Genomic DNA, 24267 nt, shown 5'->3' on the forward strand with positions numbered 1-24267 from the left:
CCGGTCATACGGGGGCTTTTTTCTTGGCCCGTCTTTGCTGGCTCGTCGCACGCGCCCCCCTGCCGGAAGACAGGCCGGATATGGCAACCCAAGCCGGCATCACATAATAAATTGCATTTTAGCTTCTCTCGCGGGTGCAGCAAAAATAGCCCCCGAAGCTGCATTCTATTCCAAATGCTTAGGGGGAATATGCTGCAATCGGAGGCATTTTGATACACGCGGCGCGGGAAAGAGGACTTTAATATATCGCGCCTAATGCTGACAGCACTCCAATAAAGGTGATCCGCAGATGTCAGCTCCGAAACGCCATGTCTCTTTGAAACAGAAGATCTCGCGCCTGCTTGTTCTCCCGCTTCTCGCCGTGATCCTGCTTTCCGGACTCATGATTTTCGAGCGGATTTCCAGCAGCCAGAAAGCCAGAAACCTGAGCGCCCTCATGGAATTCGCGTCCTCCCTGTCCAATCTCGTGCACGAGCAGCAAAAGGAACGGGGCGCGACGAGCGTCTTTCTCAGCAGCGAGGGTAGCCTGTTCAAAGACGAGCTGGCAGCGCAGCGCGGCCAGACGGATCAACGCCTTAAAGCGTTCACACAGATGGGCGACCGCCTCGCCGGCACCTTCACCCCGCGTCTGGCGGCAAGCTATGCCAATCTTCAGGCGGAAATCGCGCAACGTGCGAAAATCCGCGCGCAGGTCGATAGCCTGACACTCCCCATACCCGAAGCGCTTGGCCATTATACAACGATCAATGCGGATGCGATCAACATCATCGGCCAGCTTTCCAAACTGGCGATCAGCGCAGAGCTGGCCAAAAAGCTCGGGGCATTGACCTCTTTCATGGCCACAAAAGAACGCGCCGGCATCGAACGGGCCATTGGTGCGGGCGGCTTTGCCTTGGGCAGTTTCGACATGGCCCGACTGGCCTCGCTCTACAAACTGGTGTCACAGCAGGATATGGGCCTGGAGTTTTTCCGCGATTTTTCTTCTCAGGCACAAGCCGCCGAGCTGGACACGCTGGAACACAGCCCCGAATTCACAGATGTCGCGCGACTGCGCGGCATCGCCTTTGCCTATCCCGAAACCCGAAGCACGCAAGGCGTGACCGCGCAGGAGTTCTTTGATGCCACGACAAAACGTATCGGCATGCTGAAGACCTTCGAGGACGGAATTTCTGCGGATATCATGGCCTCTGCAAAAGAGTTTGTCCGGCATCAAACGGTTCTCTTGGCGCTGAATATCGTGGCGATGTTTGGAGCCTGCGGCATGATCCTGCTTCTCGCACGCCGCATTTCCACAAAAATGGCGCAGGAAGTCGGACATATCTCGCAACGGGCGACCCAGATGGCAACCGGTCAGATGGATAGCGAGATGCCGGAGACGACCATTCTCGAGTTCGGTCGGATCAACGACGCCATCGAAGCCTTCCGTCAAAGCATCCTGCGCGCGCGGCGACAGGAAGAGGCCCATGCCAAAGAGACCCAGATGCGCGAACTCTCGGAGCGGGAGCATGCCGAGCATCTTCTGGAGCAGGAAAAGCTTGCGGCAGAGCAACAGCTTGCCCATGCCGCAGCGAAACAGGCCGAAGATGAAGCGATTGCCGAAGAAATCAACGAGGTTGTCACGGCCTGCGCCAGAGGCGACTTCACCAAGCGCATTCCGCTCCAAGGCAAAACGGGCCTGATGGCCGAACTCTGCAAGGGCCTGAACGAGATCGGCAGCTGCGTCGAACAGGGCATGACCGAGGTCGAAACCTCGATGCGGAGCTTCGCACAGGGCAATTTCACCTATCGCATGCCCGATACGTTGCGCGGCAGCTTCCATCGTGTCGCGCAATCCAGCAATCAGGCCGCCAATGCCCTTTCGATGACCATGCAGACCATCTCCGCGTCCTCGCAGCGCATCGAAAGCTCGACGCAGGAAATCGCGGATGCCTCTGCCGATCTGGCGCGCCGGTCGGAGAAGAATGCCGCCGTTCTGGAAGAGACGACTTCGGCCCTGACAGAGATGTCCGCCTCGGTCACCAGCTCGTCGCGAGCGCTTGACGAGGCCCAGAAGACCATTGGCGATATCAGCGAACGTGCCGAGCGCGGACACCAGATCGTGGTCAATGCAATCGCGGCAATGGACAGTATCGAAAGCTCGTCTGCACAGATCGAACGCGTCTTGCAGGTCATTGACGATATTGCTTTCCAGACCAATCTGCTGGCGCTCAATGCGGGGGTAGAAGCCGCACGCGCGGGAGAGGCGGGACGCGGTTTTGCGGTTGTCGCTTCGGAGGTGCGGGCGTTGGCGCAGCGCTCGGCTGATGCCTCGCAAGAGATCAGCAACATGATTTCGACCTCGGGCACGGATGTCCAGCGCGGCGTCTCCATGGTGAACTCCACCGGATCGGCCTTGGCGGATATCGTCAGCGGTGTACATGACATCCGTAGCCGGATCGAGAGCATCGTGACGGCCACGCGGGAGACGACGATCGGCATCAATGAAATCTCCGGCGCGACCCTGGAACTGGATCAGACCACACAGAAAAATGCCGCCATGTTCGAAGAAACCAATGCCGCCATCGCGACCTTGCGGACGGAAACGGAGGCTCTTGCTGCGGAAATCGGCACCTTCCAGATTGATCCCGGAGATGTCGAATTTTTCGCCCCGCCCGAACGTCTGGCCAGCTAGGCGCGAAAAACGCAGTTCCCGCTTTGCACATCGGCTGCGCCTGAGAGAACATCCGGCAACCTTGCGGCACCGCCCTGCGCGCGCCTACATGCAGGGGAAACGGAAGGATCACTCGTATGAAAAAGATCGGCTTTCTCTCTTTCGGACATTGGGCGAACGACCGCGGCTCGCAAGTCCGCTCGGCGTCGGATGTCCTGTTGCAATCCATCGATCTGGCTGTCGCGGCAGAGCAGATGGGGCTGGATGGTGCCTATTTCCGCGTGCACCACTATGCCCGTCAACTGGCCTCTCCCTTTCCGCTTCTGGCGGCGGTCGGTGCCCGCACCAGCAGCATCGAGATCGGCACCGGCGTCATCGACATGCGCTATGAAAACCCGCTCTATATGGTCGAAGATGCCGGAAGTGCCGACCTGATCGCGGGCGGCAGGTTGCAACTGGGCATCTCGCGCGGCTCGCCCGAGCAGGTCATTGATGGCTGGCGGCATTTCGGCTATCAGCCCGCCGAAGGCGAGACCCCTGCCGATATGGCGCGCCGTCATACGCAGGTTTTCTTGCAGATGATCGAAGGGGAAGGCTTCGCCCAGCCCAATCCCCGCCCGATGTTCCCCAATCCGCCGGGCCTTCTACGGCTGGAACCGCAAAGTCCGGGCTTGCGCAAGCGTATCTGGTGGGGCGCGGGTTCCAATGCCACCGCCGAATGGGCTGCGAAACTGGGGATGAACCTGCAAAGCTCGACGCTCAAGGATGACGAGACGGGCGAGGCCTTCCACATCCAGCAAGCCAAGCAGATCCGCGCCTATCGGGCCGCGTGGAAAGAGGCCGGCCATAGTCATGCGCCACGGGTCTCTGTCTCGCGCTCGATCTTTGCGCTGATGAACGATCAGGACCGGATGTATTTCGGGAACGGCTCGAAAGATCAGGACCAGATCGGCATTATCGACCAGACCCGTTCGGTATTCGGCAGGGGCTATGCGGATGAGCCGGACCGCTTGATTGACCAGCTGCGGCAGGACGAAGCGATTGCCGAAGCCGATACGCTGCTGCTCACCGTGCCCAATATGCTGGGGGTTGATTACAACACCCATGTGCTTGAAAGCCTTCTGACCCATGTCGCGCCCGCATTGGGTTGGCGTTAACCACCTTAAACCGCGCCTTGCCTTGGCGCGGTTTTCTTGCTCTGATCCGGCGAAAATACCACAGCAGGGATTACTATGAGCATCGTCGTCTATCTTCCAAGCCCGAAAACCAGTGCCAAATGGGTGGCGCGGCTGCAGACCGTTCTGCCCGAGGCCGAGGTGGTTTCAGGCCATGAGCCGTTCGACGCGGCGCAGGTGGAATATGCCGCGGTATGGCAACCTGCCCACGGCTTTCTGGCTGGCCTGCCAAACCTGAAGGCGATTGTGTCGCTGGCCGCGGGGGTCGATCATCTTGCCGCAGATCCCGAACTGCCGCGCCAGATCCCTGTCATTCGCACGATCGGGTCGGATCTCACCCAGCGTATGCGCGAATATGTGGCGATGCAGGTGCTCAATCTCCATCGCGGCATGCCCGAAATGCTGGCCAGCGCGCAGCAGGCAAAATGGGCACCGATTGTGGCGCCGGTCGCAGGTCAACGCAAAGTCGGCATTCTCGGCCTTGGCAATCTGGGTGCAGCGGCGGCAGCGCTGCTGGCGCAGATCGGCTTCGAGACCAGAGGTTGGGCCCGCAGCCCCAAGGATATCGCCCAAGTGACGTGCCATCACGGCCCCGAAGGCCTGAAGAGATTCCTGCAAGATTGTGAAATCGTGGTAAATCTTCTGCCACTCACCCCCGAAACCCGCCATATTCTGGACGCTTCGCTGTTTCAGGCCCTGCCAAAGGGGGCCTGTCTGGTGAATTGCGGGCGCGGCGATCACTTGCACGAGGCCGATCTGCTGGCCGCATTGGACAACGGGCAGATTGCCCATGCGATCCTTGATGCCTTCCCTATCGAGCCGCTGCCCGAAGAGCATCCTTTCTGGACGCATCCCAATGTGACGGTCACGCCGCATATCGCCTCGCAGGTCGATCCCGATACAGGCAGCCGGATCATTGCCGAAAATATCCGCCAGTTTGCCAAAGACGGGCGCTGCGGCGATATGGCCGATATGCAGCGCGGTTATTAACTCCCGCTGAGGGAAAACGGGCGCGAAACCCTCGCGCCCGTTTCCTCTGCATTTTCAACATGGCGGAAGCTTCAGAAGCTTAGCATAGCGCCATCGCCCGACGGCGCTCTTTTGCAACGTCAAAACGGTCAAGCATCATCACTTTGTGCCAGGCTTTCACGAAATCGCGCACCAGATAGGCCTCGCCATCATCTGCGGCATAGTATTCGGCCAGTTGGCGCAGCTCGCTATTGGAGCCGAAAACCAGATCGCAACGCGAGGCGGTATAGGATGCCCCCTCTCCCGCACGCGGTCGGATATCGAACATCTCTTCACCGTCCTGCGGGTGCCATGCATAGTCCATCGATACCAGCACACGGAAATAATCATTGGTCAACTGACCCTTCCGCTGGGTAAAGATCCCCGTTTCCGACCCATCATAATTCTGGTCAAGCGCCCGTAGCCCACCGGCCAGTGCCGTCCATTCCGGCGCGGTCAGCGCAAGTTTTGCGGCCTGATCAAGGAAGAGCTGCTCTGCCGGAACCTGATAGCGGATGCCCGGATGCCGGTAATTGCGGAACCCGTCCACCACGGGCAGCAACCAGTCGAAGGTCTCGGCATCGGTCCATTCGTCGCTGGCATCCGTGCGTCCCGCCACGAAGGGCACGCAAATGTCATGCCCCGCCGCCTTGGCCGCAGCTTCAACGGCCGCACAACCTGCCAGAACAATCAGATCGGCCATCGAAACCTTGGCCGCCCCCTTGGCGTCAAAGTCGGACTTTACCTGTTCCAATGCGGACAGCACCCGCGAGAGTTGGGCGGGATTGTTCACCGCCCAATCCTTTTGTGGCGCAAGGCGGATGCGCGCGCCGTTGGCACCTCCGCGTTTGTCGGTATCGCGATAGGTCGAGGCCGAAGCCCATGCCGTAGCAATCAGCTCGCGCAGCGGAAGGCCGGTCGTCAGGCAGGTCTTTTTCAGCTCTGCAATATCGGCCTCGCTGATCGGCGGATACTCTGCCTCGGGCGTCGGGTCCTGCCAGATGAACGTGCCGCCGATCTCCGGCCCGAGCCAGCGCGAGGTCGGCCCCAGATCGCGGTGGATCAGCTTGTGCCACGCCTTCGAGAAGCAATCGGTGAAATAGTCGAAATCCGCCAGAAAGCGCTCGCAGATCTTGCGGTATTCGGGATCGACCTTCAACGCCAGATCCGATGTCATCATCATCAGCGGATTCATCTGGCCCTCGACATGCGCATCGGGCGTTTTCGGCGCGTCGGGGTCTTCGGGGGTCCATTGCACGGCCCCCGCCGGAGATGTCTCCTGCTTCCATTCATATTTGAACAGGTTTTCCAGATAGGAATTGTCCCACATCGTGGGGTCGGGGGTCCAGCTGCCCTCGATCCCGTTGGTCATGGTATATTGCGCAAACCCGAGGCCTTCGGGGTTTTGCCAGCCCAGACCCTGCGCCTGAATCGGCGCCCCTTCCGGCGCAGGACCGATTTCATCGGCGCTAACCATCCCGTGCGATTTCCCGAAAGCATGCCCGCCCGCAATCAGGGCAACGGTCTCTTCGTCATTCATCGCCATGCGGGCAAAGGTCTCGCGGATATCGCGGGCGCTGTCTTGCGCATTCCCGTTGCCATTGGGGCCTTCGGGATCGACATAGATCAGGGCCTGATTGGCGTTGGCCAACGGCGCTTCGAGATCATAATGATCAGACCGGACATCCCCTTCCCAACGCAGGTCACGGGTGACCATCTGGTTCGGATGGCCTTCCAGCGGACCTTGCCCGACCTCCGAAGGACGCTTGCCGTTCCACCCCTCGGGGCCCCAATATGTGGCGCGATCTGCTTCCCACGCATCCACGCGACCAAAGGCAAAGCCTTGGATCGGCAGGCCCATATCCTCCAACGCAAGCGTGCCGGCCAGCATCATCAGGTCGGCCCAGCTCAGTTTTGCCCCATATTTCTGCTTGATCGGCAATAGAAGACGGCGGGATTTATCGGTATTGCCATTGTCCCACCACGAGTTGATCGGCGCGAAACGCTGCATCCCTTCGGCCGAACCGCCACGCCCGTCGGCAATGCGATAGGTGCCCGCCGAGTGCCACGCCATACGCACCATTTGCGGCCCGTAATACCCGTAATCCGAAGGCCACCAGTCTTTCGAACTATGCAAAAGGGCGCGCAGGTCGGCCTTGAGCGCGGCAATATCCAGATCCTTGATCGCTTCGGCGTAATCATAGTCCGGTCCAAGCGGGTTGGCCTGCACCGGATTCTGATGCAGAAGCTCCACTTTCAGCCGGTTGGGCCACCAGTGATCCAGTTGCGGCTCGGAGCCGATTGCCCCCCCGATACGGGTTCCGCGAAACGGGCAAGCGCCTTGGGTTGCGCCATCATGGTCTTTCATGGGGGGTCTCCTTGCACAGTGACTTGGCCCCGAACCGCACCCGAAACTGCGCCAGAGCCTTTGCTACTGTTCCAACACCCGAAAGCCCGATCAGTTTCATAGAGGGCCGAGGAAATTCACCCTCGCCCCGCGATCCACGCAAATGACGCCACGGCAAAACTGAAAAAGGACGGCCTGCAAGCAGACCGCCCTTCTTCACTGGAGATGCACATCTCCTGATGTGCAGCGTGTGGACCTAAGGCCTTATTGGTCCCGGCCTTGGCCCAAATAGGGAACCGGCAGCGGCGTAACTTCGTGACGGGCATCGCCCGACAGGATGAAGGCCGCGTCTTGTGCGTTGTGGTCACGCAGATCGCTATCCACCGTCACCAGCTCGGCCAGCGTGTATTTGCTCGGGTCAACGCCAAGCTGCGCAGCCAGCTGTGCTTTACCGGCAGACACTTCCTGCGCAGGAGCCGCGACACGGTTATCGTGGTTGAGGAAGTAGTTCACGGTGCTGTTGTCGCCGTCGCGGCGGGCCTCGTCGATCGAGGTCAACTCGGCGGTGGTGAAGTCGGCCCCGTTCAGACCAAGCTGTTGCGCCAGTTGGGCATGGCCTGCCCCCTCGGCGGACGCGATCCCTGCACTGGCGGTAAGGGCGACAACTGCGGCAATAACGATATTTTTCATGATCAATCTCCAAGTGATCCGCAAATCGTCAGCACCCTGAATGAAGCGGGCGATCTGCTGTGTTTCTTTCTGAAGACTTATCTAGGAGTGTTCCTCCAAATGTTAAATATACAAAATTAGCACGCTAAGCGTTTATATATGCACATATCTGTTTTCGGGCTTTTTCCCCTGTCGCGCATGAAAACGCGCCCGAGGTTGCCCCCGGGCGCGGCGAAAGCCATCGCATAGGCGTGAATTATTTGGCGTCGGCCATTTGCTTGGGCAGACGGAAGGTCCAGACGGTGCCACCTTGATTGAGGTAGTTCACACGCTTGGCAACCTCACCACCCCAAAGCGGCACAGCGCCCCCCCAGCCGGAAATCACCGAGACATATTGCTCGCCATCCTGCTCCCAGGTGATCGGCTGGCCAACAATGCCCGAGCCGGTCTGGAAGGACCAAAGCTTGTCACCGGTCTCGGCGTCGAAGGCCATGAATTCGCCTTCGGGGTTGCCAGTAAAGACAAGGCCACCCGCCGTGGACATCACCCCGCCCCAGAGCGGTGCAGAGTTCTTATATTCCCATTTCACCTCGCCAGTATTCGGGTCCATCGCTTTCAGCGAACCGATATAGCTTTCGAAAAGCGGCTTGATGGTGAAGCCTGCCCCAAGATAGGCCGCGCCTTTCTTGTAGGAAATCGGCTCGTTCCAGATATCCATGCCCCATTCGTTGGAGGGCACATAGAACAGGCCCGTCTGCTGGCTATACGCCATCGGCATCCAGTTCTTGCCCCCAAGGAAACTGGGCACCGAGAAGACCTGCTGGCCCTTGCCATCCTCGGAGGCCGTATCCGGCGCACCGGGGCGATTCTGCTCGTTATAGATCGGGCGACCGGTCTCATCGATCCCGCTGGCCCAAGAGATATCCTTCACAAAAGGATAAGCCGCGACGAATTTGCCGTCTTCGCGGTTGAGGATGTAGAAGAAGCCGTTCCGGTCGGCAGTCGCATAGCGCTTGTTGCCATCCTTATCGACAAAGCCCACGACCTCGTTCACACCGTCGAAATCCCAGCCTTCACGCGGGGTGGACTGGAAGTGCCACTTGATCTCGCCGGTCTTGGGGTCGATGCCGAGGCGGGACGCCGCGTAGAGGTTGTCGCCCTTATTGCCCTCAACGGGGGTGCCCGCATTGCGCAGGTGGCTGTTCCACGGCGCGGGGTTACCGGTGCCGAAGATCAGCGTATCGGTATCGGCGTCATAAGAGCCACCCAGCCATGTTGCCCCGCCACCGGTTTTCCACATATCGCCCGGCCAGGTCGCGTTCAGCTCGCCGGTCATGGTCGAGGGTTCGCCATTGAGCGTGCCCATATGGCCTTCGATCACCGGACGGGTCCAGACCAGCTCGCCGGTTTCCGCATCGCGCGCCTGCACCTCGCCCACGATCCCGAATTCACCGCCCGAATTGCCGGTGATGACAAGCCCGTTTACGATCAGCGGCGCGGCGGTATAGCTGTAACCCTCTTTGTAATTGGCGATTTTCTTGTTCCAGACGACATCGCCGGTTTTCCGGTCAAGCGCCACGATCCGCGCATCCAATGTGCCGAAATAGATATTATCGCCATAGATGGCCGCACCGCGATTGATCACGTCACAGCAGGGCAGAATGCCCTCGGGAAGGCGGGCATCATATTGCCACAGCTCTTTTCCGGTATGGATATCAATCGCATAAAGGCGCGAATAGGAGCCGGTGATATACATCACCCCGTCATAGACGATCGGCTGGCTCTCCTGCCCGCGCTGCTTTTCTCCGCCAAGGCTGAATGCCCAAGCCGGAACGAGGTTTTTCACGTTGTCACGGTTCAGCGTTTCCAGCGGGCTGAAACGCTGCAAATTGCGCCCCATCCCGTTGGTGAGCACATCGCCCACCGTCTGCTGATCCGCGCGAAGATCCTCCTCGGTAACCCCTGCTTGAGCGTCTCCCAAAGCCCAGCCGCAGGAAATGGCCAGCACTGCGGCCAAAACGAAACGGTTCATTGCGTAGTCCTCCCTGTCGTCCTGTCCGCGCCTCGGAAAAAGAGGGCGGATCAGACATTCCCGAAGTATTGGACAGGGGCACACGGGCGGATATTGTCCATTGGTCTTACTTAGACGTCACGCATGCCCCTGATGAGGGTTACTGACTGTTCAGATAGGTTACGATAAAGTCCTGAACCGTCGGATCGACAATGCCGACATGACGCATTTTCGTGCCTGGAATGAAGACGTCATTATCTTCCATCCAAGCCCGCAGCGCCCCTGGCGTCCAGACGAAATTCGCCTGTTTCAAAGCGTCGGAATAGGGGTAATCGCCATAGCTTCCCGCCTTGCGCCCCACGACCTTCTCCAGCAGCGGCCCATAGCTTGCCCGATCCGCATCGACCGAATGGCACCGCTGGCAATTCGCCTCGAAGAACTGATGCCCCGCGTCGATCTTGATCCGCTCCGTAGTATCGGCCTGCGCGACCTGCACGCAAGCGGCTGCCAGTATTGCACTCAGAACAAGGCTTGTTTTCATGACCATTCTCCTACTTTCTACCCGTCTCGAAAGTAGGTCCGCTGCAGGTCGGCACGGTTGATCCATATCAATGGCCGCATACGACTTTGGTCGCGATTCTGGCTGTTATCCCTGTGGCAGATAGCGCGCTTCGTCGGCATCCGGGGTCACCGCGCGCCAATCATAGTGCGCGCCCTGCAGCTCTTGGGCCTGTGGCAGGCCCGCCCGCGCCGCACGGTCGATCATCGCCTGTCCCTGAGCGATGTCGCGCACACCTCCCCGACCGCGCAGCAGATCCAGACCACGGTTGAACTGCCCGACCGGATCGCCCGCCTCAGCCGCGCGCCGGTCCCATTCGGCCGCAGCCGCCGGATCTTCCACGGCGCCCAGACCATTATCCTCCAGCGCACTCATCCACGTCATAGCCCCTGTCCAACCACGCTCGGCACATAGGCCGAAGACCTCGCGCGCCGCAGCATGATCGCCGGATTTCGTCATGAAATAGCCCGAGGCGCAATTCATCATCGTGACCTCGCCCCGCGCGGTATCACGCAGCACACGGTCCAGGCTCATCTCGGGCGGATTGAGGTCGCCGCCCGGCTCCTCGGCCAAGGCATCCGCCAGCGCGGGACAGGCCAGAAACGACCCAAGAAGCAGGGCCAGACAGCCCCTGTGCAAACCTGCCATCATGGTTTCCTCCCTTGACAAAAAACAGGCTAACACGGCGCACCGCCCCCCAGCCCTAGACCTTAGTCCTATTGCATCCGCCCACCCGAGCAGATGCAGTGTCCTCAGGGAGAGAGACATGAAATTTTTAACAACCGTGGCGGTTGCATGGTTGGCATGTGCTTCGGCGCAGGCCGAGGTGCTACGCCTTGACTGGCTTGAACGTCAGGTCACGCCACCCCCCGTTTTATCCAATCTTGCCGGTGACCCCGATGATCTGGGCATCGCAGGTGCCCGTTTGAGCCTTGAAGACATTACAAAGACAGGCAAATTTCTGGGAATCGACTGGCAGCTTCACGAAACCCGTGTGCCGCCGGACGCACCGTTTCTGACCGCCGCGAAAAAGATTCTGGCCGAGGGGGCACAGATATTGGTGACGCGCGCTCCGGCGGAAGACCTCTTGGCGCTGGCGGATCTGCCCGAGGCGAAGGATGTGCTGATCTTCAATACCAGCGCCGAGGACATGCCGCTTCGTGGCACGCAATGCCGCGCCAATATCCTGCACAGCACCCCTTCCGTCGCAATGCGTACCGATGCGCTGGCGCAGGCACTGGTGGTCAAACGCTGGACGAAGCTGGCGCTTGTCACCGGCCCGCATCCCGAAGACAAAGCCTTTGCCGAAGCGCTCAAGACCAGCTTGGGCAAGTTCGGACTGGCCCTGGCTGGCGAGAAGGACTGGCCCCTGACCGCTGATATGCGCCGTTCTGCCGCCGCCGAGGTGCCGCTGTTCATGCAGGATCTGCCCGAGCATGACATCCTGCTGGTGGCCGATGAACGCGGCGATTTCGGGCGCTATCTGCCCTATAACACATGGCTGCCGCGTCCGATTGCGGGCTCCGAGGGGTTGCAGCCGCTTGGCTGGGCCGGTGTGGTCGAGCAAAACGGAGCCGCACAGCTACAGGACCGGTTCCGCATGGCCAGCGGTCGCGACATGCGCGCCGCCGATTACGCGGCATGGGTGGCGGTGGCCGCTGTGTCGGATGCCCGCACCCGCTCCGGTGCCGGTGACCCGCGCAGCCTGCGCGACTATCTGATCTCCGATAAGGCACGGATCGCGGGCTTTCTGGGCCAGCCGCTTTCCTTCCGCCCGTGGGATGGCCAGATGCGCCAGCCCCTGCCACTGGTCACAGAGCGCGCGGTCATCGCGACCGCCCCCTTCGAGGGGTTTCTCCATCACGCCAACGAGATGGACACCCTTGGCACCGACCGTCCCGAAACCCTCTGCAAAGCTTTTGGAGGCTGAATGCTGCGCATCCTGTTCCTGACGACCGCCCTTGCGGCCAGCCCCGCCCTTGCCGACGAGATCTGGGTGACCAACGAGGCCGATGACACGGTCAGCGTGATCGATGTCCAGACCCTCGAGGTGGTGCGCAGCTATCCTACGGGCGAACGCCCGCGCGGCATCACCTTCTCGCGCGATTTCAAGCGGCTTTACATCTGCGCCTCCGATAGCGACGCCGTACAGGTGATGGACCCCGAAACGGGCAAGATCCTGCATGACCTGCCCTCGGGGGAAGACCCCGAGCAATTCGTGCTCGCCCCCGATGACCGGCTGCTTTACATCGCCAATGAAAACGACGCCGTGACCACCGTCGTCGATACCCAGACCCGCCGTGTGGTGGCCCAGATCGATGTCGGAATCGAACCCGAGGGCATGGGCATCTCGCCCGATGGCAAGGTGCAGGTGACCACATCGGAAACCACCAATATGGCGCATTGGATCGATACCGCGACCCATCAGATCGTCGCCAACTCGCTGGTGGACGCACGCCCGCGCCACGCCGAATTCTCGCCCGACGGGTCCGAGCTGTGGGTCAGCTCGGAAATCGGCGGCACGGTCAGCATCTTCGATACCGCAACCAAGACCGAGAAGGGCAAGATCCGCTTTGCCATTGCGGGTGTGCGCTCGGAAAAACTGCAACCCGTGGGGATGCTGTTCTCACCCGATAAGACCAAGGTGTTCATCGCCTTGGGCCCCGCCAACCATGTGGCTGTCGTGGATGCGAAAACCTTCGAGGTCGAGCAATATCTGATGGTCGGGCGGCGGGTCTGGCATCTGGCCTATTCCCCCGATGAAACCCTGCTGTTCACCACCAATGGCGTTTCGGGCGATGTGACGGTGATCGATGTCGCCACATTGGAACCGAAAGCCACGATCAAGGTGGGCCGTTTCCCTTGGGGGGCCGCAGCCCGCCCCACCCCTCCCCAGCCGATTGCAGACTGACCCAAGCCTATACAGGAGTTTTCCATGCGTTATTTCCTTTCTGCCCTGGTGATTGCCGCCCTTTCGGCCACCACCGCCTTTGCCGATACCGATGATGACAACGAGGCCGGTCCGCCCGCGGGTCTGATGGCGGCAGGCAATCGCGACAAACTGCCCGAGGTGATGCTCTCGGTTGGCGAGCCTCTGGGCGGGCCGTGGCATCTGAAATCAGGCCGCTATTACACCGTCGAGATTACCTCGGACGGGTCGGGCGAGATCGGCCTGTCGGGGGCCGATTTCTTTCATGCCGTCTGGATCGACGAGGTCGTGGTCGAAGGGCTGGAAGTCCGCCCCACCGGCCTCAACTCGGTAGAATTCGATGAACCCGGCACAATGAAAATCACCTTTGTGGCGGTCAAGCCGGGAAGCTATGCTTTGTCCATTCCCGGCTCGTCGGGCGAGGATCAGCGGCTTGACATCACCATCGACTAACCCCGCGCTGAAGGTCAGCGGACTCAGCCACCGCTGGGGGACGAAGCTGGCCCTTGACGGGGTCGGCTTTACCCTGCCCGCAGGATGTTTCTGCGCCCTTCTGGGGCCGAACGGGGCGGGGAAATCCACCCTGATGTCGGTGCTGACAGGGCTGATCCGGCCCCGTCCGGGCGTGGTCGAGGTGGCAGGCACGGATATGGGGCGCGCGCCGCGCAGGGCCTTGGCGGGGATCGGCGTCGTTTTCCAGCAACCCACCCATGATCTGGACCGGAGCGTGGCGGCAAATCTGCGCTATTTCGCGGCGCTTCAGGGCCTGAGCCGTAGCGAAAGCGAGACCCGTATCGAAGAGGCGCTCACCCGCCTTGGCATGGCGGAGCGGGCAGGCGAGAAAGTCGGCAAGCTGAACGGGGGCCATAGGCGGCGCATGGAGATCGCCCGCGCGCTGATCCACCGTCCGGGACTGCTGCTGCTGGATGAGCCGACCGTCGGGCTTGACGCCCCCGCCCGCGCCGCAATCACCGCCTATGTGCATGACCTGACCTCCAGCGGCATTACGGTGCTCTGGGCCACCCATCTGGTGGACGAATTGCGCGATACGGATACGATGGTGCTCCTGCATCGCGGGCAGGTTGCGGCAGAGGGGCAGGTGGGCCGCCTCAGGGGTGGGGTGCCGCTGGCCGACTGGTTCTTGAGCCGCACCGGAGCCCTCCAATGAGCGCGCTGCGCGCCGCGGCGGCGATCATGACGCGCGAGCTTGCCCGCTTTCTGACCCAGCGCGAGAGGTTCTTTGCCGCTCTGGTCCGGCCTCTGGTCTGGCTGGTCGTCTTCGCGGCAGGCTTTCGCGCGGCTCTGGGCATGTCGATCATTCCGCCCTACCGCACCTATATCACCTACGAGACCTATATCGCGCCGGGCCTCTGCGGGATGATCTTGCTGTTTTCGGCCATGCAAAGCTCGCTCAGCCTTGTCAATGACCGCGAAAGCGGCACCATGCGGCTGATGCTGACCGCCCCTTGGCCGCGCTGGTTCCTGCTGGGCGCGAAGCTGGTAGCGGGGGCCCTGGTGGGTCTGGTCCAGGTTGCGGCCTTTCTGGCCATTGCCTATCTCTATGGTATCCACCTGCCACCGCTCGGATATCTGGCCGCGCTGCCTGCGCTGGTGCTTGCAGGATTGATGCTGGGGGCGCTCGGGCTGTTTCTGTCCGCCCGCATCCGCCAGCTGGAAAATTTCGCAGGGGTGATGAATTTCGTGATCTTCCCGATGTTCTTCCTGTCCTCCGCCCTCTATCCGGTGTGGAAGATGCAGGAGGCCTCGCCGGTTCTGGCCACCATCTGCCGGCTGAACCCCTTCACCCATGCCGTCGAGCTGATCCGCTTCGCGCTTTACGGCCAGTTCGCGGCCATGTCCTTCGGGGTCGTGGCAGCGGCCGCCGCCGTGTTTTTCGCATTGGCGCTCTGGGGATTCGAACCGGCCAGAACCCGCCCGCCCAAAGCGCGCTAGGCCCCGCGTCCCGTCGGGCCAAGCCCTTTGGGACGCGCCGTTTTTAAGGGCCGGTTTACGTATTAGACCATTGGACAATACGCGCCGATGCCGCTCTCGGGCAGGATAAGGTGAAACGCGACGAAGGTCGGATGGAGGAGCCGTCCCTTGTCTCGTTATCTGCTGACGAGCAGCCATCAAGAGGGAGAGAGAAATGCTTGATAGCCGGACCCGCCGCAGCCTTGCGGCAATCGTCTTTGCCGGAATTCTGACGCCTGTGCAGCTGTTTGCGCATGGCGATGTGGCACCGCAACCGATCAATACCGACGCCCTGCCCGATGTGGGAGAAGAATGGCTGACCGAGAACCCCTATCGCGCCGACGCCGCGGGCGAAGAGGTCTGGCGCGCCGCTGTGCGGATCGGGGATTCCGGTTTCAATCAGAACTGCGCACGTTGCCACGGGCTTGGGGCGGTGTCGGGCGGTCTTGCCCCCGATCTGCGTTTCCTTGAGGCCGAGGAATATGGCGATGAATGGTTCGTCGAGCGGTTCCAGCACGGCTATACGCAAGACGGCACCACCAAGATGCCCGCGTTCGGCGAAGTGCTGGGCCAGAAAGCCGGATGGGCGATCCGCACCTATATCGAGACCCGCCCCGAGGATGACGCGCTGGAACCCTATTCCGACCGGCTGCACAAGATCCGCGATGACCTGATGGCCGGCAAGGCCGATGCAGGCCCCGTGCACGAGGAACTGGTCGAGATCGCCAGCAAGGTGCAGACCTTCTCGGGCGCACCGGTGGCCGATAGTGCCGTCAGCCGTGCGGCAGAGGCCCTGACCGACGATCCGGCCAGCCAGAAACACGCGGCCGAACTGCTGACCATCGGCCTTTCGGCGGCGCAATGACGATGCGGGGGCGGAGCCTGATGATCGCCTTGGCGCTGGCGGCATGGCCGCTGGCGTCATATGCGGCCTGCGAGGGCGTCGCCCCCGAACAGAAGCTGCAAAACACCTTCGCCCGCGATATCGGGCGCGATCTGGACCGGATTCGGGAGGATGGCTGGATCGAGGTCGCGATGTACGAGGATTTCGCGCCGTGGTCTTGGGAAGACGGCGGCAAGCCGCAGGGAATCGATGTGGAGATCGCGCAGCTGATCGCGCAGGAACTGGGCGTGACAGCGCGCATCCGCATGGTGACCCCCGGCGAGACGCTGGATGCGGATCTGCTGAACTATGTCTATCGCGGGGCGGTTGTGGGTGGCCATGTCTCGGACCTGATGCTGCATGCGCCCTATGATGTCGCTTATGCCTGCCGCTTCGATCAGGTGGTCTTCACGGGTCAATATGCCGTGGACCGTCTGGCGATCGCCTATAAGCCCGCCGATTACCCCGACAAAGGCCCGACGCCGCCGGTCTTCCGCTATGATCCGGTGGGGGTGGAAAACGACTCGATCTCCGACTTTTTCCTGACCTCGGTGGCGCATGGGGCCACAGCGGATAAGGTGCACCGCTACCCCTCGACCCAAGCCGCGATGAGGGGGCTCGAGGCGGGCGAGGTGATGGCCGTCATGGGACCGCGCGCCGAGATAGACGCCGCTTTGCAACCCGACGAGGCCGTGCACGAACCGCCGCTTCTGGGCCTTGCGCGCAATAGCTGGACCTTGGGGGCCGCGCTGTCGATGCAGCACCGCCCGCTGGCCTATGCGGTGGATGATGCGATTGCGGCGGGGCTGGAGGATGGGCGGATCGCGACCATCTTCAAATCTTACGGGGCCGATTTCCGCCCGCCAGAACGCTAGACCCTAAACGTCTCAAGGTTCCCGTCCATATCCACCAGAGAGACCGCGCGCAGGCCAAGCCCCTTGGCCGCGCGCGATATCGCGTGACGGTCCATCAGCACGAAGGCCGTCGAGGCCGCATCGCAGATCATCGCGCTCGGGCCTTCCACACTGACCGTCGACCAATGTGGTTTCTGCCCCGCCGGACCAAGGATATGACTGCCCCCCGCCAGCCAGAGCGCCGCAGGCGACGAGGTCGCGATTGCGCCACGGCTCAGGCTGCGCTGTCCGAGACGTCCGGCCTGCGGATCTTCCAGCCCGATATGGAACGGCCCGCCCAAGGCGCGGAATTCCCCCATATCCACCAGACACCGGCCCAGACCGGCCTGCGCGCACAGCTCGGCCACGCGGTCGGCGGCATAGCCCTGCACGATGCCGTTCAATGTCAGCGCCTGTGCAGGGCCAAGGCGCACATGCGCGCCCATCCGTAGCCGGTCAAAGCCGATCAGCGCGCGGGCCGCCACAGGGTCGCCCCCCTCGGCCAATGCGCGCCAGAGCGGCTGGATACTGGGGTCAAAGGCGCCCTGCGTCTGTGCATGCACCTGTCGGGCGGCATGAAGGACGGTGCGCAGCCGCGCCGATCCCGCGACCCTGCCGCGCTGGTTCAGCTCTTGCAGCTCGCTCGGACGAAAAAGCGAAAACACCGCCTCGATCTGCGCAATCTCCTCGCGGATGCGGGCCAGAGGCAGAGCGCCTGCCGCCGTGATCTGCAGATCCGCCCCGAAGGCCCGCCCCTGCCATGTCTGCGCCTGCACGGCCCCGCCGCAAAGCGCCATTCCCGCCACAATCCGAAGAAACCGCCGCCGCTTCATGAAGGCCTCCTTGCGCGTTTCGCCTCTAGCACCAGTGGCACACAGAGCGTCGGGTCGTCATGGATTTTGACGCAGTCAAGACATTGGAAACATTCCGAATAGCGGATCTTGCCTTGCGGGCTGATCGCACCATAGGCACAGCGCACGCGGCAAAGCTGACAGGGGCTGCCGCATTCGGGCCTGCGCGGGATCCATTGCCGCAGGCGCAAAAACCCGCCGATCCGCATCATGGCCCCCAGAGGGCAGAGCGAACGGCAGAAGCCTTTGAACCAGACCATCGACACCAGAAGCCACCCCGCAGCCCAAAGCGCATAGGGCCAAGGACGCGCGAAATGCATGGTGATCGCCGTCTTGAACGGTTCGATCTCGGCTATGGTCTCGGCATGCTGGGGGGCCACGAAAGCCGTGGCAAGCAGCCCCGCAAGGGCGACAGGGCCACTCCAGAGAAGGGCGCGGGCAAGGCTGGGGGGCGGCTCTATGCGGGGCAGATGCAACAGGCGGCCCAGATGGTGCGCAAATTCCTGCAAGGCACCAAAGGGGCAAAGCCAGCCACAGAAAAACCCCCGCCCCCAGAGCACGAAGCCCGCCCCTGCTGCCGCCCAGACCAGCAGCCCGAACGGATCATAGAGCAGCACCTCAAGCCCGCCCGCCACCAGCCCGCGCGCCACCGCCATGACCGTCACGATCGAGAGCTGCCCCTGCCCCCAGAACCCCACGAACCCGACCACAAATGCCAGTATCGCCAGACGCACGGGCGTATAGGCCCGCAGCCCCGCAAGGCGCGACTGTGCCAGAAGCGCCGCCATCAGCAGCGCCAGAAATCCGGCCAGCAGCCACAGATCGGGGGCGCGGTTGCGCAGGGCCTCGGCAAAGGGGCTCAGCCGTTCGGGCGGGGAGGGACGCAGGAAGAACCGTTCGGGCGTCTGCAGGCCCAGCGGAAAATGCACCGACCCCGCCTCGGGCATCAGCATCCCGTGCAGACGGATGGCCTGCAGGTTCAGCTCCCACGGGCGGGTCGGGTCAAAGCCCAGACGGCGGTCCAGACGCAGCACCATTTTTGTCGCGTCCTGCAAAGAGGCGGGCAGATCCTCGGCCAGTTCGGGCAGGATATCGGCATCACGTAACGCCAAGGGCAGCCCGTCTTGCGTGGCCGTCATCCGGTCGGGCGCGGTATTGCGCACGAAATCGGGCGAGACCAGCCCGTGCTGTCCGGCCTCGATCAGCAGATACAACTCGTCGTCGGGGGCGCGGGCGCGCACATCGGCGATCTCGTCCAGACTGTCCTGTGCCAGCACCGCACGCGCCAGCGCGGGCGGACCAAGGTCGATAACATAGAGGTCGATATAGGGGCGCGCTGGGTCCAGATCGCCGCCATCATCGGCCCATTTCGTCCCCTTGAAGGCCGCATCCAGCGCCGGTTCCGCCACGCGCAGCCGCCCGACGAGCCCCTGCTCCATCAGGCTGCGCCACTCCAGCGGCTCGTCATGCGCCAGATCGGGTTCGGGCGCAGGCCCTGCCCCCACGCCTTGCATCTTTTCACGTGCCACCGCCAACGTGGCGGCAAGGATGGATTCATGCGCGATCCGGACCGAGGCCGTGGCTTTGGTCACCCCGTCCAGATAGACATTATCGGAGGCCGCGCCCCCCGCGCCATAGGGCGTGCCGACAACCAGCGGCTCGTTGATCGAGTGACCGCGATACTGTTCAAGAAAGGCACGAAACGGGGCCTCGCCAAGGCCCGAGACAAAGATCGGCTCGTTCTGCGCGATCAGCCGGACATTCAGAAACCGCCCTTCAAGGTCGAGCATCACCAGCATATTGATCGGTGCGCCGGAGAATCCCGGCAAAGGCGCAAGCGGTGCGGTCTCGAAAACATATCCGGCCTCGCCGCCGCCGGAATTCCGCAAGGACCAGACGCCGCGATCATTGACCGCCTCGCCCAGTTCGTAGGGCGCAAGGACCATCGGGGCCAGATCCGCACGGGTCAACGGTGCCGCATAAAGCGGCCCCGCCAGAAAGAAGAGAAGGATCAGAGCACGCCACATAGGCAAACTGTGACCCTGCTCAGAGCCATTGGATATAGGACTTTGGTGGTGTTAGCGCCCTAAATCCCCCCGCCCCCGAGACATAGGCCGCAGGGGCGGGGCGAGCTTCAGCCGTAGAACTCGGGGGCCTGTTTGAAGTTAGCCCATGCATCGGGGTCATGCCCCGTAACCACGGTCGCGCCGGTCTTCTCGGCCAGCACCCGCAGCTTCTTGACCGAACGCACGGCATCCACCGTCGAGGCAAGGAAACCCGGCAACGAGCGCTCTTCCCAGTGGTCGGTCGTATAGGCGGCATCGACGGTCAGCAGCATCGGCCCCGAATGCGGCAGGGTCACAAGGAAGGACATGTGCCCCGGTGCATGGCCCGGCGTGAAGACGGTCTTCAGAACGCCATCGCCATAGATGTCGTAATGGTCATCCGCCGTGCCTTCGAGGAACTGCCAATCAAGCCCGGGCTTGTCGAAGTCCTTGCGGATGTAGCCGCCCGCCGCGAACCAGTCCGGCGTATAGGCATATTCATACTCGGACCGCTGCACGATATGGGTGGCATTGGGGAAGCGACCAATGGCACCGGTATGGTCGAGATGCAGATGCGACTGCAGGACGTATTTCACATCCTCGGGCTTCACACCGATCTTTTCCAGCTGGGCAACGCAGCCCTCTTGCGCTGTCATCTCGGGCCAGTAGACATCACAGATCCCGCCCCAGTGACCGCGCGGATCGGTGGCACATTCCACCGCATTCCCGCCATCAATGATCGTATGCCCCTTGGGATGGGTGATCAGGAAGAACGGCACCGGAATGGCATAATCCGCCCCCGCGCCCTCGTTCATCTTGATGTTATGGACCTTGCATTTCAGAGACCCGCTCTGGAACATGTAAAGACGAATATCATCGGTCATTCTAAGACCCCCTTGATAGAAATGGCCGTTACCCTCCCCCGCAAGCGGGGGCTTTCCTGCGGCAGGCGGGAAAGGTCCCGCCTGCAACAAGCACTCAGTACGCTTCGCGATAGAGTTCGAGAGCGACTTCCTCTGTCACTTCGACAGGGTTGTTCACCAGAAGGCGCTGCTGTTTCATTGCGTCACTTGCCAGCATGGCAAGGCTGTTATCGGTGACCTTCACATCGCGCAGGCGGCGCGGCGCCCCGCTGTCATCCATGAGCTTCAGCATATGGTCCACGAAGGCCTGCGAGCGGGTGGCGGCATCACCCGTGCCCTCGACACCCAGCACATCGGCCAGCTCGGCATAAAGCGGCGCGGCGACCTTGGCGTTATAGCGCAGGACCGGCCCCAGCATCAGCGCATTGGTCAGCCCGTGCGGCAGGTGGTAATGCCCGCCCAGCGGATAGGCCAGCGCATGGACCGCCGCCACCGGCGAATTGGCGAAGGCCTGCCCTGCCAGCATCGCGCCCAGCAGCATGTTCTCGCGCGCCTCGCGGTTGGTGCCGTCCTGACAGGCCGCAATCAGATTGCCGCCCAGAAGACGCAGCGCCTCGCGTGCCAGCGCATCCGACAGCGGGTTCTTCTTGAACTTCGAGGTATAGGCCTCGATCGCATGGACCATCGCATCGATCCCCGTGGCCGCGGTATGGATCTGCGGCAGACCCACGGTCAGTTCGGCATCCAGCAGCACGAAATCGGCATAGAGCTGGCGCGAGACGACGCCCATCTTGGTGGTCTCGCCGGTGGTGATGATCGAGATATTGGTGACCTCGGATCCGGTGCCTGCGGTGGTGGGCACAAGCGCCAGCGGCAGGCGGCTGCCTGTGACATTGCCGATACCATACATCTGCGACAGATCCTGATCCGAGCCGATCATCACCGCCACCAGCTTCGCGATATCCAGCGACGAGCCACCGCCCAGCCCCAGCACGATATCCACCCCTTCGGCCCGTGCGGCCTCGGTGCAGCCGCGCACGATCGCCTCGGGCGGGTCGGCCACCACCTCGTCAAACAGCGTCACACGGAAGCCTGCGGCCTCGAGCGCCTCACGGATCGGGCTGATCAGCCCTGCATTGACGAGCCCGCGATCCGTGATCAGCAGGAGATTACGCGCCGGAAACCGGCTGCCAAGCAGCTCGCCCAGTTTCGTCGCACCGCCCCATTCCAGATGGATGTCGCCCACCGTCGAGAAACTGAAGGGTGTAAGTGTCATAATGCTATCCTCCCCATTAAACCTGCCCGGCCGGTGGCCAAGCACACATATGTCAACCCAAGATATCCTTCGATGCCCTCACAGGCCCCTGCCCGTCCCCGCTTGGATGGTCTGCCCCCTCAGCCCCGCACGACCTCGCTTGAACGGGTGGCCACGCGGATGGACCACGGCCGGATGGACCACGGCCGGTGATCACCCGAAGCCCCGCCAGTTCGGCAGTCCTGACGCAGAAGCTGCGGATCGTTCAGTTTGATCATTGCGCCGCCTCCTGTAGTTCAATATATTGAACCAAATTCCATATATTAACTGTGCGAAGGAGTCTGGCGTGTCGTCAACAGAAAATCCGCCATCCTTACCGCTAACATTCACAACCAGAGGCGGAGCAAGCGTGCCCGCCCTACGCCGCGCAGTCGCCGTTCTGGACTATATATCAGAGGCTTGCGGAGAAGTTTCCGCAGCACGTCTGGCGCAGGACCTAAAGATCCCCAAAAGCACACTTCACGGTTTGTTGAGCGCAATGGAAGAGCTTGGCCTGATCTATCGCGACCGGCTGGGGCGCATCCAGACCGGTGCGCGCCCGCTGGCATGGAGCCGCGACTTCGTGGCCAAATCCGATCTGGCCTCGGCATTCCACCGCTATTTCAACAGTCCTCAGGCCCAGCAGGGGATCCTGGCGGGCTATACGATGACCATGACCATTCTCGATGGTGCCAATGTCGTCTATATCGCCTGCTCGCAGGCCCATCAGCCCCTCGGGGTGACCTTTCAGGTGGGGATGCGCCTGCCTGCCCCCTTCACCGCAACCGGAAAGATCCTGCTGGCCGCGCTGCCCGAAGCCGAGCTTGCCACAACCTTCGCCGGAACCTTTCCCCCGCCCCTGACCCGTCTCAGCGTCCGTGATCTGGCGGCCCTCAGGGCGGTGTTTCCGGCGCAGGAGGCCCGTGGCTATTCCGTGGATGATGGTGAGGTGCGCGAGGGGATGATCTGCCTTGGCGCGGCGATCTGCGATCATAGCCGGCACGTGAAGGCGGCACTGGCGCTTTCGGTCACGCGCCCCGAGGCGAAGGCAGCGCAGATTTCCACGCTGGGCATGGCGCTCAAGGGGGCCGCCGACCAGATCTCGCATCTGCTGGGAGCGCCCTGATCAGGGGCCGGCCACCTGCGGCTGCGCCCGCAGGAAATCCACAAAGGCGCGCAGCGCGGCAGGCGGGCGGCGCCCGTAGAAATACAGATACGGGCCTTCGAATTCCTCCCACCAATCGGGCAGGACCGGTACCAGATGCCCCGCCTTGAAATGCGGCTCCAGCCAGTTGCGGAAGGTCAGGCATACTCCCAACCCTGCAACCGCATGGCCGATCAGGGCCGCCGACCCGCCCGTGCCGATGATCAGCCGCGCCTTCGGATCAAGGCGGATCTCTTCGCCCTCCTTCTCGAAGGTCCAGGGCACCAGCGCGCCACTGCTGAACCGCGCCCGCAGGCAGGCATGGTGCAGAAGGTCACGCGGATGGGCCGGACACCCTTCCCGCGCCAGATAGGCCGGTGCCGCTGCCAGCGCCGCTTGCTGCCGACGCGGCCCGATGGGCACCGCGATCATGTCCTGCGCCAAGGCCTCGCCATAGCGGATACCGGCATCACATCCTGCGGCCACCGCATCAACCATGCGGTCATCCACCATGATCTCGATCTCGACCTGCGGATACAGGGCACAGAACGCCTCGACCAAGGGCGGCAGGATATCCACCATCACCGCCCCCGGCACATTCAGCACCAAACGGCCATGCAGCGCACCGCTCTGGCTGCGGGCCGCATGCAGGCTGTCTTCCATCTCGGCCAGAAGCGGTGCGACACGGCGGGCCAGCGCCTCGCCCGCTTCGGTGGGCGTGACCGCGCGGGTGGTGCGGGTCAGCAGACGCAGCTCCAGACGCGCCTCCAGCCGCGAGATCGTCTCGCTGACAGTGGCGGGGGACAGACCAAGCTGGCGCGCGGCCCGCCGGAATCCTTTGGCCTTCACCACCGCCACAAATACACCGAGGTCATCAAGATTGTTCGCCATACCGATCAGCCTATTCGGACTGGCCTGTATTTTCAAACAGACAAATGCGCGCCATGTCTTGAGCCACAACAAAGGAGATCTTCC

The 24267-nt window shown here is 62.2% G+C and carries 22 protein-coding genes; 11 read left to right on the forward strand and 11 right to left on the reverse strand.

Annotation, left to right across the window (positions count from 1 at the left end; translation table 11 throughout):
- Positions 1-289: 289 nt before the first annotated feature.
- The 3 genes from RPE78_RS17720 (at position 290) to RPE78_RS17730 (ending at position 4815) form a co-directional block, all read left to right on the forward strand.
- Positions 290-2671 carry a nitrate- and nitrite sensing domain-containing protein gene (locus RPE78_RS17720; RefSeq protein WP_330629419.1) on the forward strand — a complete coding sequence of 794 codons (2382 nt, stop codon included), beginning with the start codon at positions 290-292 and terminating at the stop codon, positions 2669-2671.
- A 116-nt stretch (positions 2672-2787) separates the two neighbouring features.
- The gene (locus tag RPE78_RS17725) at positions 2788-3807 is read left to right on the forward strand and encodes an LLM class flavin-dependent oxidoreductase (RefSeq protein ID WP_330629420.1); all 1020 of its coding nucleotides are present in this window, start codon (positions 2788-2790) and stop codon (positions 3805-3807) included.
- Between the two features lie 75 nt (positions 3808-3882).
- Positions 3883-4815, forward strand: a complete 933-nt coding sequence (locus RPE78_RS17730; RefSeq protein ID WP_330629422.1) for a glyoxylate/hydroxypyruvate reductase A — start codon at positions 3883-3885, stop codon at positions 4813-4815.
- 79 nt (positions 4816-4894) lie between these two features.
- Here the strand turns inward: RPE78_RS17730 and katG are convergent, their stop codons facing one another.
- The 5 genes from katG to RPE78_RS17755 all read right to left on the reverse strand — a co-directional run bounded on the left by katG (position 4895) and on the right by RPE78_RS17755 (position 11070).
- On the reverse strand, positions 4895-7201 hold the full coding sequence (katG, locus tag RPE78_RS17735) for a catalase/peroxidase HPI (protein ID WP_330629423.1): 2307 nt from the start codon (positions 7199-7201) through the stop codon (positions 4895-4897).
- A 243-nt stretch (positions 7202-7444) separates the two neighbouring features.
- The gene (locus tag RPE78_RS17740) at positions 7445-7870 is read right to left on the reverse strand and encodes a hypothetical protein (RefSeq protein ID WP_330629424.1); all 426 of its coding nucleotides are present in this window, start codon (positions 7868-7870) and stop codon (positions 7445-7447) included.
- Positions 7871-8105: 235 nt separating this feature from the next.
- A complete protein-coding gene (locus RPE78_RS17745; protein WP_330629425.1) occupies positions 8106-9881 on the reverse strand; it encodes a PQQ-dependent methanol/ethanol family dehydrogenase in 1776 nt (591 codons plus the stop codon).
- Positions 9882-10020: 139 nt separating this feature from the next.
- On the reverse strand, positions 10021-10401 hold the full coding sequence (locus RPE78_RS17750; protein ID WP_330629427.1) for a c-type cytochrome: 381 nt from the start codon (positions 10399-10401) through the stop codon (positions 10021-10023).
- Between the two features lie 105 nt (positions 10402-10506).
- A complete protein-coding gene (locus RPE78_RS17755; RefSeq protein ID WP_330629429.1) occupies positions 10507-11070 on the reverse strand; it encodes a sel1 repeat family protein in 564 nt (187 codons plus the stop codon).
- Between the two features lie 115 nt (positions 11071-11185).
- Here RPE78_RS17755 and RPE78_RS17760 point away from each other — a divergent pair, with 115 nt between their 5' ends.
- From RPE78_RS17760 to RPE78_RS17790, 7 genes are all read left to right on the forward strand, one after another.
- The gene (locus tag RPE78_RS17760; RefSeq protein WP_330629430.1) at positions 11186-12349 is read left to right on the forward strand and encodes an ABC transporter substrate-binding protein; all 1164 of its coding nucleotides are present in this window, start codon (positions 11186-11188) and stop codon (positions 12347-12349) included.
- Positions 12350-13330, forward strand: a complete 981-nt coding sequence (locus RPE78_RS17765) for a YVTN family beta-propeller repeat protein (RefSeq protein ID WP_330629431.1) — start codon at positions 12350-12352, stop codon at positions 13328-13330. It abuts the gene before it with no gap.
- 24 nt (positions 13331-13354) lie between these two features.
- The gene (locus tag RPE78_RS17770; protein ID WP_330629432.1) at positions 13355-13801 is read left to right on the forward strand and encodes a hypothetical protein; all 447 of its coding nucleotides are present in this window, start codon (positions 13355-13357) and stop codon (positions 13799-13801) included.
- Positions 13782-14516: an ABC transporter ATP-binding protein gene (locus RPE78_RS17775; RefSeq protein ID WP_330629433.1), complete on the forward strand. Its 735-nt coding sequence runs from the start codon at positions 13782-13784 to the stop codon at positions 14514-14516. The genes RPE78_RS17770 and RPE78_RS17775 overlap by 20 nt, the downstream gene beginning before the upstream one ends.
- Positions 14513-15301, forward strand: a complete 789-nt coding sequence (locus RPE78_RS17780) for an ABC transporter permease (protein ID WP_330629434.1) — start codon at positions 14513-14515, stop codon at positions 15299-15301. Before RPE78_RS17775 ends, RPE78_RS17780 begins: the two co-directional genes overlap by 4 nt.
- A gap of 193 nt (positions 15302-15494) precedes the next feature.
- The gene (gene pedF, locus RPE78_RS17785) at positions 15495-16184 is read left to right on the forward strand and encodes a cytochrome c-550 PedF (protein ID WP_330629435.1); all 690 of its coding nucleotides are present in this window, start codon (positions 15495-15497) and stop codon (positions 16182-16184) included.
- 20 nt (positions 16185-16204) lie between these two features.
- On the forward strand, positions 16205-17077 hold the full coding sequence (locus RPE78_RS17790) for a transporter substrate-binding domain-containing protein (RefSeq protein ID WP_339109943.1): 873 nt from the start codon (positions 16205-16207) through the stop codon (positions 17075-17077).
- Here the strand turns inward: RPE78_RS17790 and RPE78_RS17795 are convergent.
- From RPE78_RS17795 to RPE78_RS17815, 5 genes are all read right to left on the reverse strand, one after another.
- Positions 17074-17928, reverse strand: a complete 855-nt coding sequence (locus tag RPE78_RS17795) for an FAD:protein FMN transferase (RefSeq protein WP_330629436.1) — start codon at positions 17926-17928, stop codon at positions 17074-17076. The two genes, RPE78_RS17790 and RPE78_RS17795, sit on opposite strands and share 4 nt — an antisense overlap.
- A complete protein-coding gene (locus RPE78_RS17800) occupies positions 17925-19973 on the reverse strand; it encodes a 4Fe-4S binding protein (protein WP_330629437.1) in 2049 nt (682 codons plus the stop codon). Before RPE78_RS17800 ends, RPE78_RS17795 begins: the two co-directional genes overlap by 4 nt.
- A gap of 107 nt (positions 19974-20080) precedes the next feature.
- On the reverse strand, positions 20081-20875 hold the full coding sequence (gene attM / locus RPE78_RS17805; protein ID WP_330629438.1) for an N-acyl homoserine lactonase AttM: 795 nt from the start codon (positions 20873-20875) through the stop codon (positions 20081-20083).
- Positions 20876-20969: 94 nt separating this feature from the next.
- A complete protein-coding gene (locus RPE78_RS17810; RefSeq protein WP_330629439.1) occupies positions 20970-22130 on the reverse strand; it encodes an iron-containing alcohol dehydrogenase in 1161 nt (386 codons plus the stop codon).
- A gap of 119 nt (positions 22131-22249) precedes the next feature.
- Entirely contained in the window at positions 22250-22387 is a 138-nt protein-coding gene (locus RPE78_RS17815; RefSeq protein ID WP_330629440.1) for a hypothetical protein, read from the reverse strand.
- A gap of 131 nt (positions 22388-22518) precedes the next feature.
- On the opposite strand from RPE78_RS17815, the gene RPE78_RS17820 reads away from it, so the two are divergent.
- Positions 22519-23274 carry an IclR family transcriptional regulator gene (locus RPE78_RS17820; protein WP_330629441.1) on the forward strand — a complete coding sequence of 252 codons (756 nt, stop codon included), beginning with the start codon at positions 22519-22521 and terminating at the stop codon, positions 23272-23274.
- Here the strand turns inward: RPE78_RS17820 and RPE78_RS17825 are convergent, their stop codons facing one another.
- The gene (locus tag RPE78_RS17825) at positions 23275-24183 is read right to left on the reverse strand and encodes a LysR family transcriptional regulator (protein ID WP_330629442.1); all 909 of its coding nucleotides are present in this window, start codon (positions 24181-24183) and stop codon (positions 23275-23277) included.
- Between the last annotated feature and the right edge of the window lie 84 nt (positions 24184-24267).

Source organism: Thioclava litoralis (assembly GCF_045278885.1).
Taxonomy (GTDB): domain Bacteria; phylum Pseudomonadota; class Alphaproteobacteria; order Rhodobacterales; family Rhodobacteraceae; genus Thioclava; species Thioclava litoralis.

What these genes read in the sequence shown, in the direction of transcription:
- RPE78_RS17720 (WP_330629419.1), top strand. Translation starts at nt 290, where the DNA reads ATGTCAGCTCCGAAACGCCATGTCTCTTTGAAACAGAAGATCTCGCGC.
- RPE78_RS17725 (WP_330629420.1), top strand. Translation starts at nt 2,788, where the DNA reads ATGAAAAAGATCGGCTTTCTCTCTTTCGGACATTGGGCGAACGACCGC.
- RPE78_RS17730 (WP_330629422.1), top strand. Translation starts at nt 3,883, where the DNA reads ATGAGCATCGTCGTCTATCTTCCAAGCCCGAAAACCAGTGCCAAATGG.
- katG (WP_330629423.1), bottom strand. Translation starts at nt 7,201, where the DNA reads ATGAAAGACCATGATGGCGCAACCCAAGGCGCTTGCCCGTTTCGCGGA.
- RPE78_RS17740 (WP_330629424.1), bottom strand. Translation starts at nt 7,870, where the DNA reads ATGAAAAATATCGTTATTGCCGCAGTTGTCGCCCTTACCGCCAGTGCA.
- RPE78_RS17745 (WP_330629425.1), bottom strand. Translation starts at nt 9,881, where the DNA reads ATGAACCGTTTCGTTTTGGCCGCAGTGCTGGCCATTTCCTGCGGCTGG.
- RPE78_RS17750 (WP_330629427.1), bottom strand. Translation starts at nt 10,401, where the DNA reads ATGAAAACAAGCCTTGTTCTGAGTGCAATACTGGCAGCCGCTTGCGTG.
- RPE78_RS17755 (WP_330629429.1), bottom strand. Translation starts at nt 11,070, where the DNA reads ATGATGGCAGGTTTGCACAGGGGCTGTCTGGCCCTGCTTCTTGGGTCG.
- RPE78_RS17760 (WP_330629430.1), top strand. Translation starts at nt 11,186, where the DNA reads ATGAAATTTTTAACAACCGTGGCGGTTGCATGGTTGGCATGTGCTTCG.
- RPE78_RS17765 (WP_330629431.1), top strand. Translation starts at nt 12,350, where the DNA reads ATGCTGCGCATCCTGTTCCTGACGACCGCCCTTGCGGCCAGCCCCGCC.
- RPE78_RS17770 (WP_330629432.1), top strand. Translation starts at nt 13,355, where the DNA reads ATGCGTTATTTCCTTTCTGCCCTGGTGATTGCCGCCCTTTCGGCCACC.
- RPE78_RS17780 (WP_330629434.1), top strand. Translation starts at nt 14,513, where the DNA reads ATGAGCGCGCTGCGCGCCGCGGCGGCGATCATGACGCGCGAGCTTGCC.
- pedF (WP_330629435.1), top strand. Translation starts at nt 15,495, where the DNA reads ATGCTTGATAGCCGGACCCGCCGCAGCCTTGCGGCAATCGTCTTTGCC.
- RPE78_RS17790 (WP_339109943.1), top strand. Translation starts at nt 16,205, where the DNA reads ATGATCGCCTTGGCGCTGGCGGCATGGCCGCTGGCGTCATATGCGGCC.
- RPE78_RS17795 (WP_330629436.1), bottom strand. Translation starts at nt 17,928, where the DNA reads ATGAAGCGGCGGCGGTTTCTTCGGATTGTGGCGGGAATGGCGCTTTGC.
- RPE78_RS17800 (WP_330629437.1), bottom strand. Translation starts at nt 19,973, where the DNA reads ATGTGGCGTGCTCTGATCCTTCTCTTCTTTCTGGCGGGGCCGCTTTAT.
- attM (WP_330629438.1), bottom strand. Translation starts at nt 20,875, where the DNA reads ATGACCGATGATATTCGTCTTTACATGTTCCAGAGCGGGTCTCTGAAA.
- RPE78_RS17810 (WP_330629439.1), bottom strand. Translation starts at nt 22,130, where the DNA reads ATGACACTTACACCCTTCAGTTTCTCGACGGTGGGCGACATCCATCTG.
- RPE78_RS17815 (WP_330629440.1), bottom strand. Translation starts at nt 22,387, where the DNA reads ATGATCAAACTGAACGATCCGCAGCTTCTGCGTCAGGACTGCCGAACT.
- RPE78_RS17825 (WP_330629442.1), bottom strand. Translation starts at nt 24,183, where the DNA reads ATGGCGAACAATCTTGATGACCTCGGTGTATTTGTGGCGGTGGTGAAG.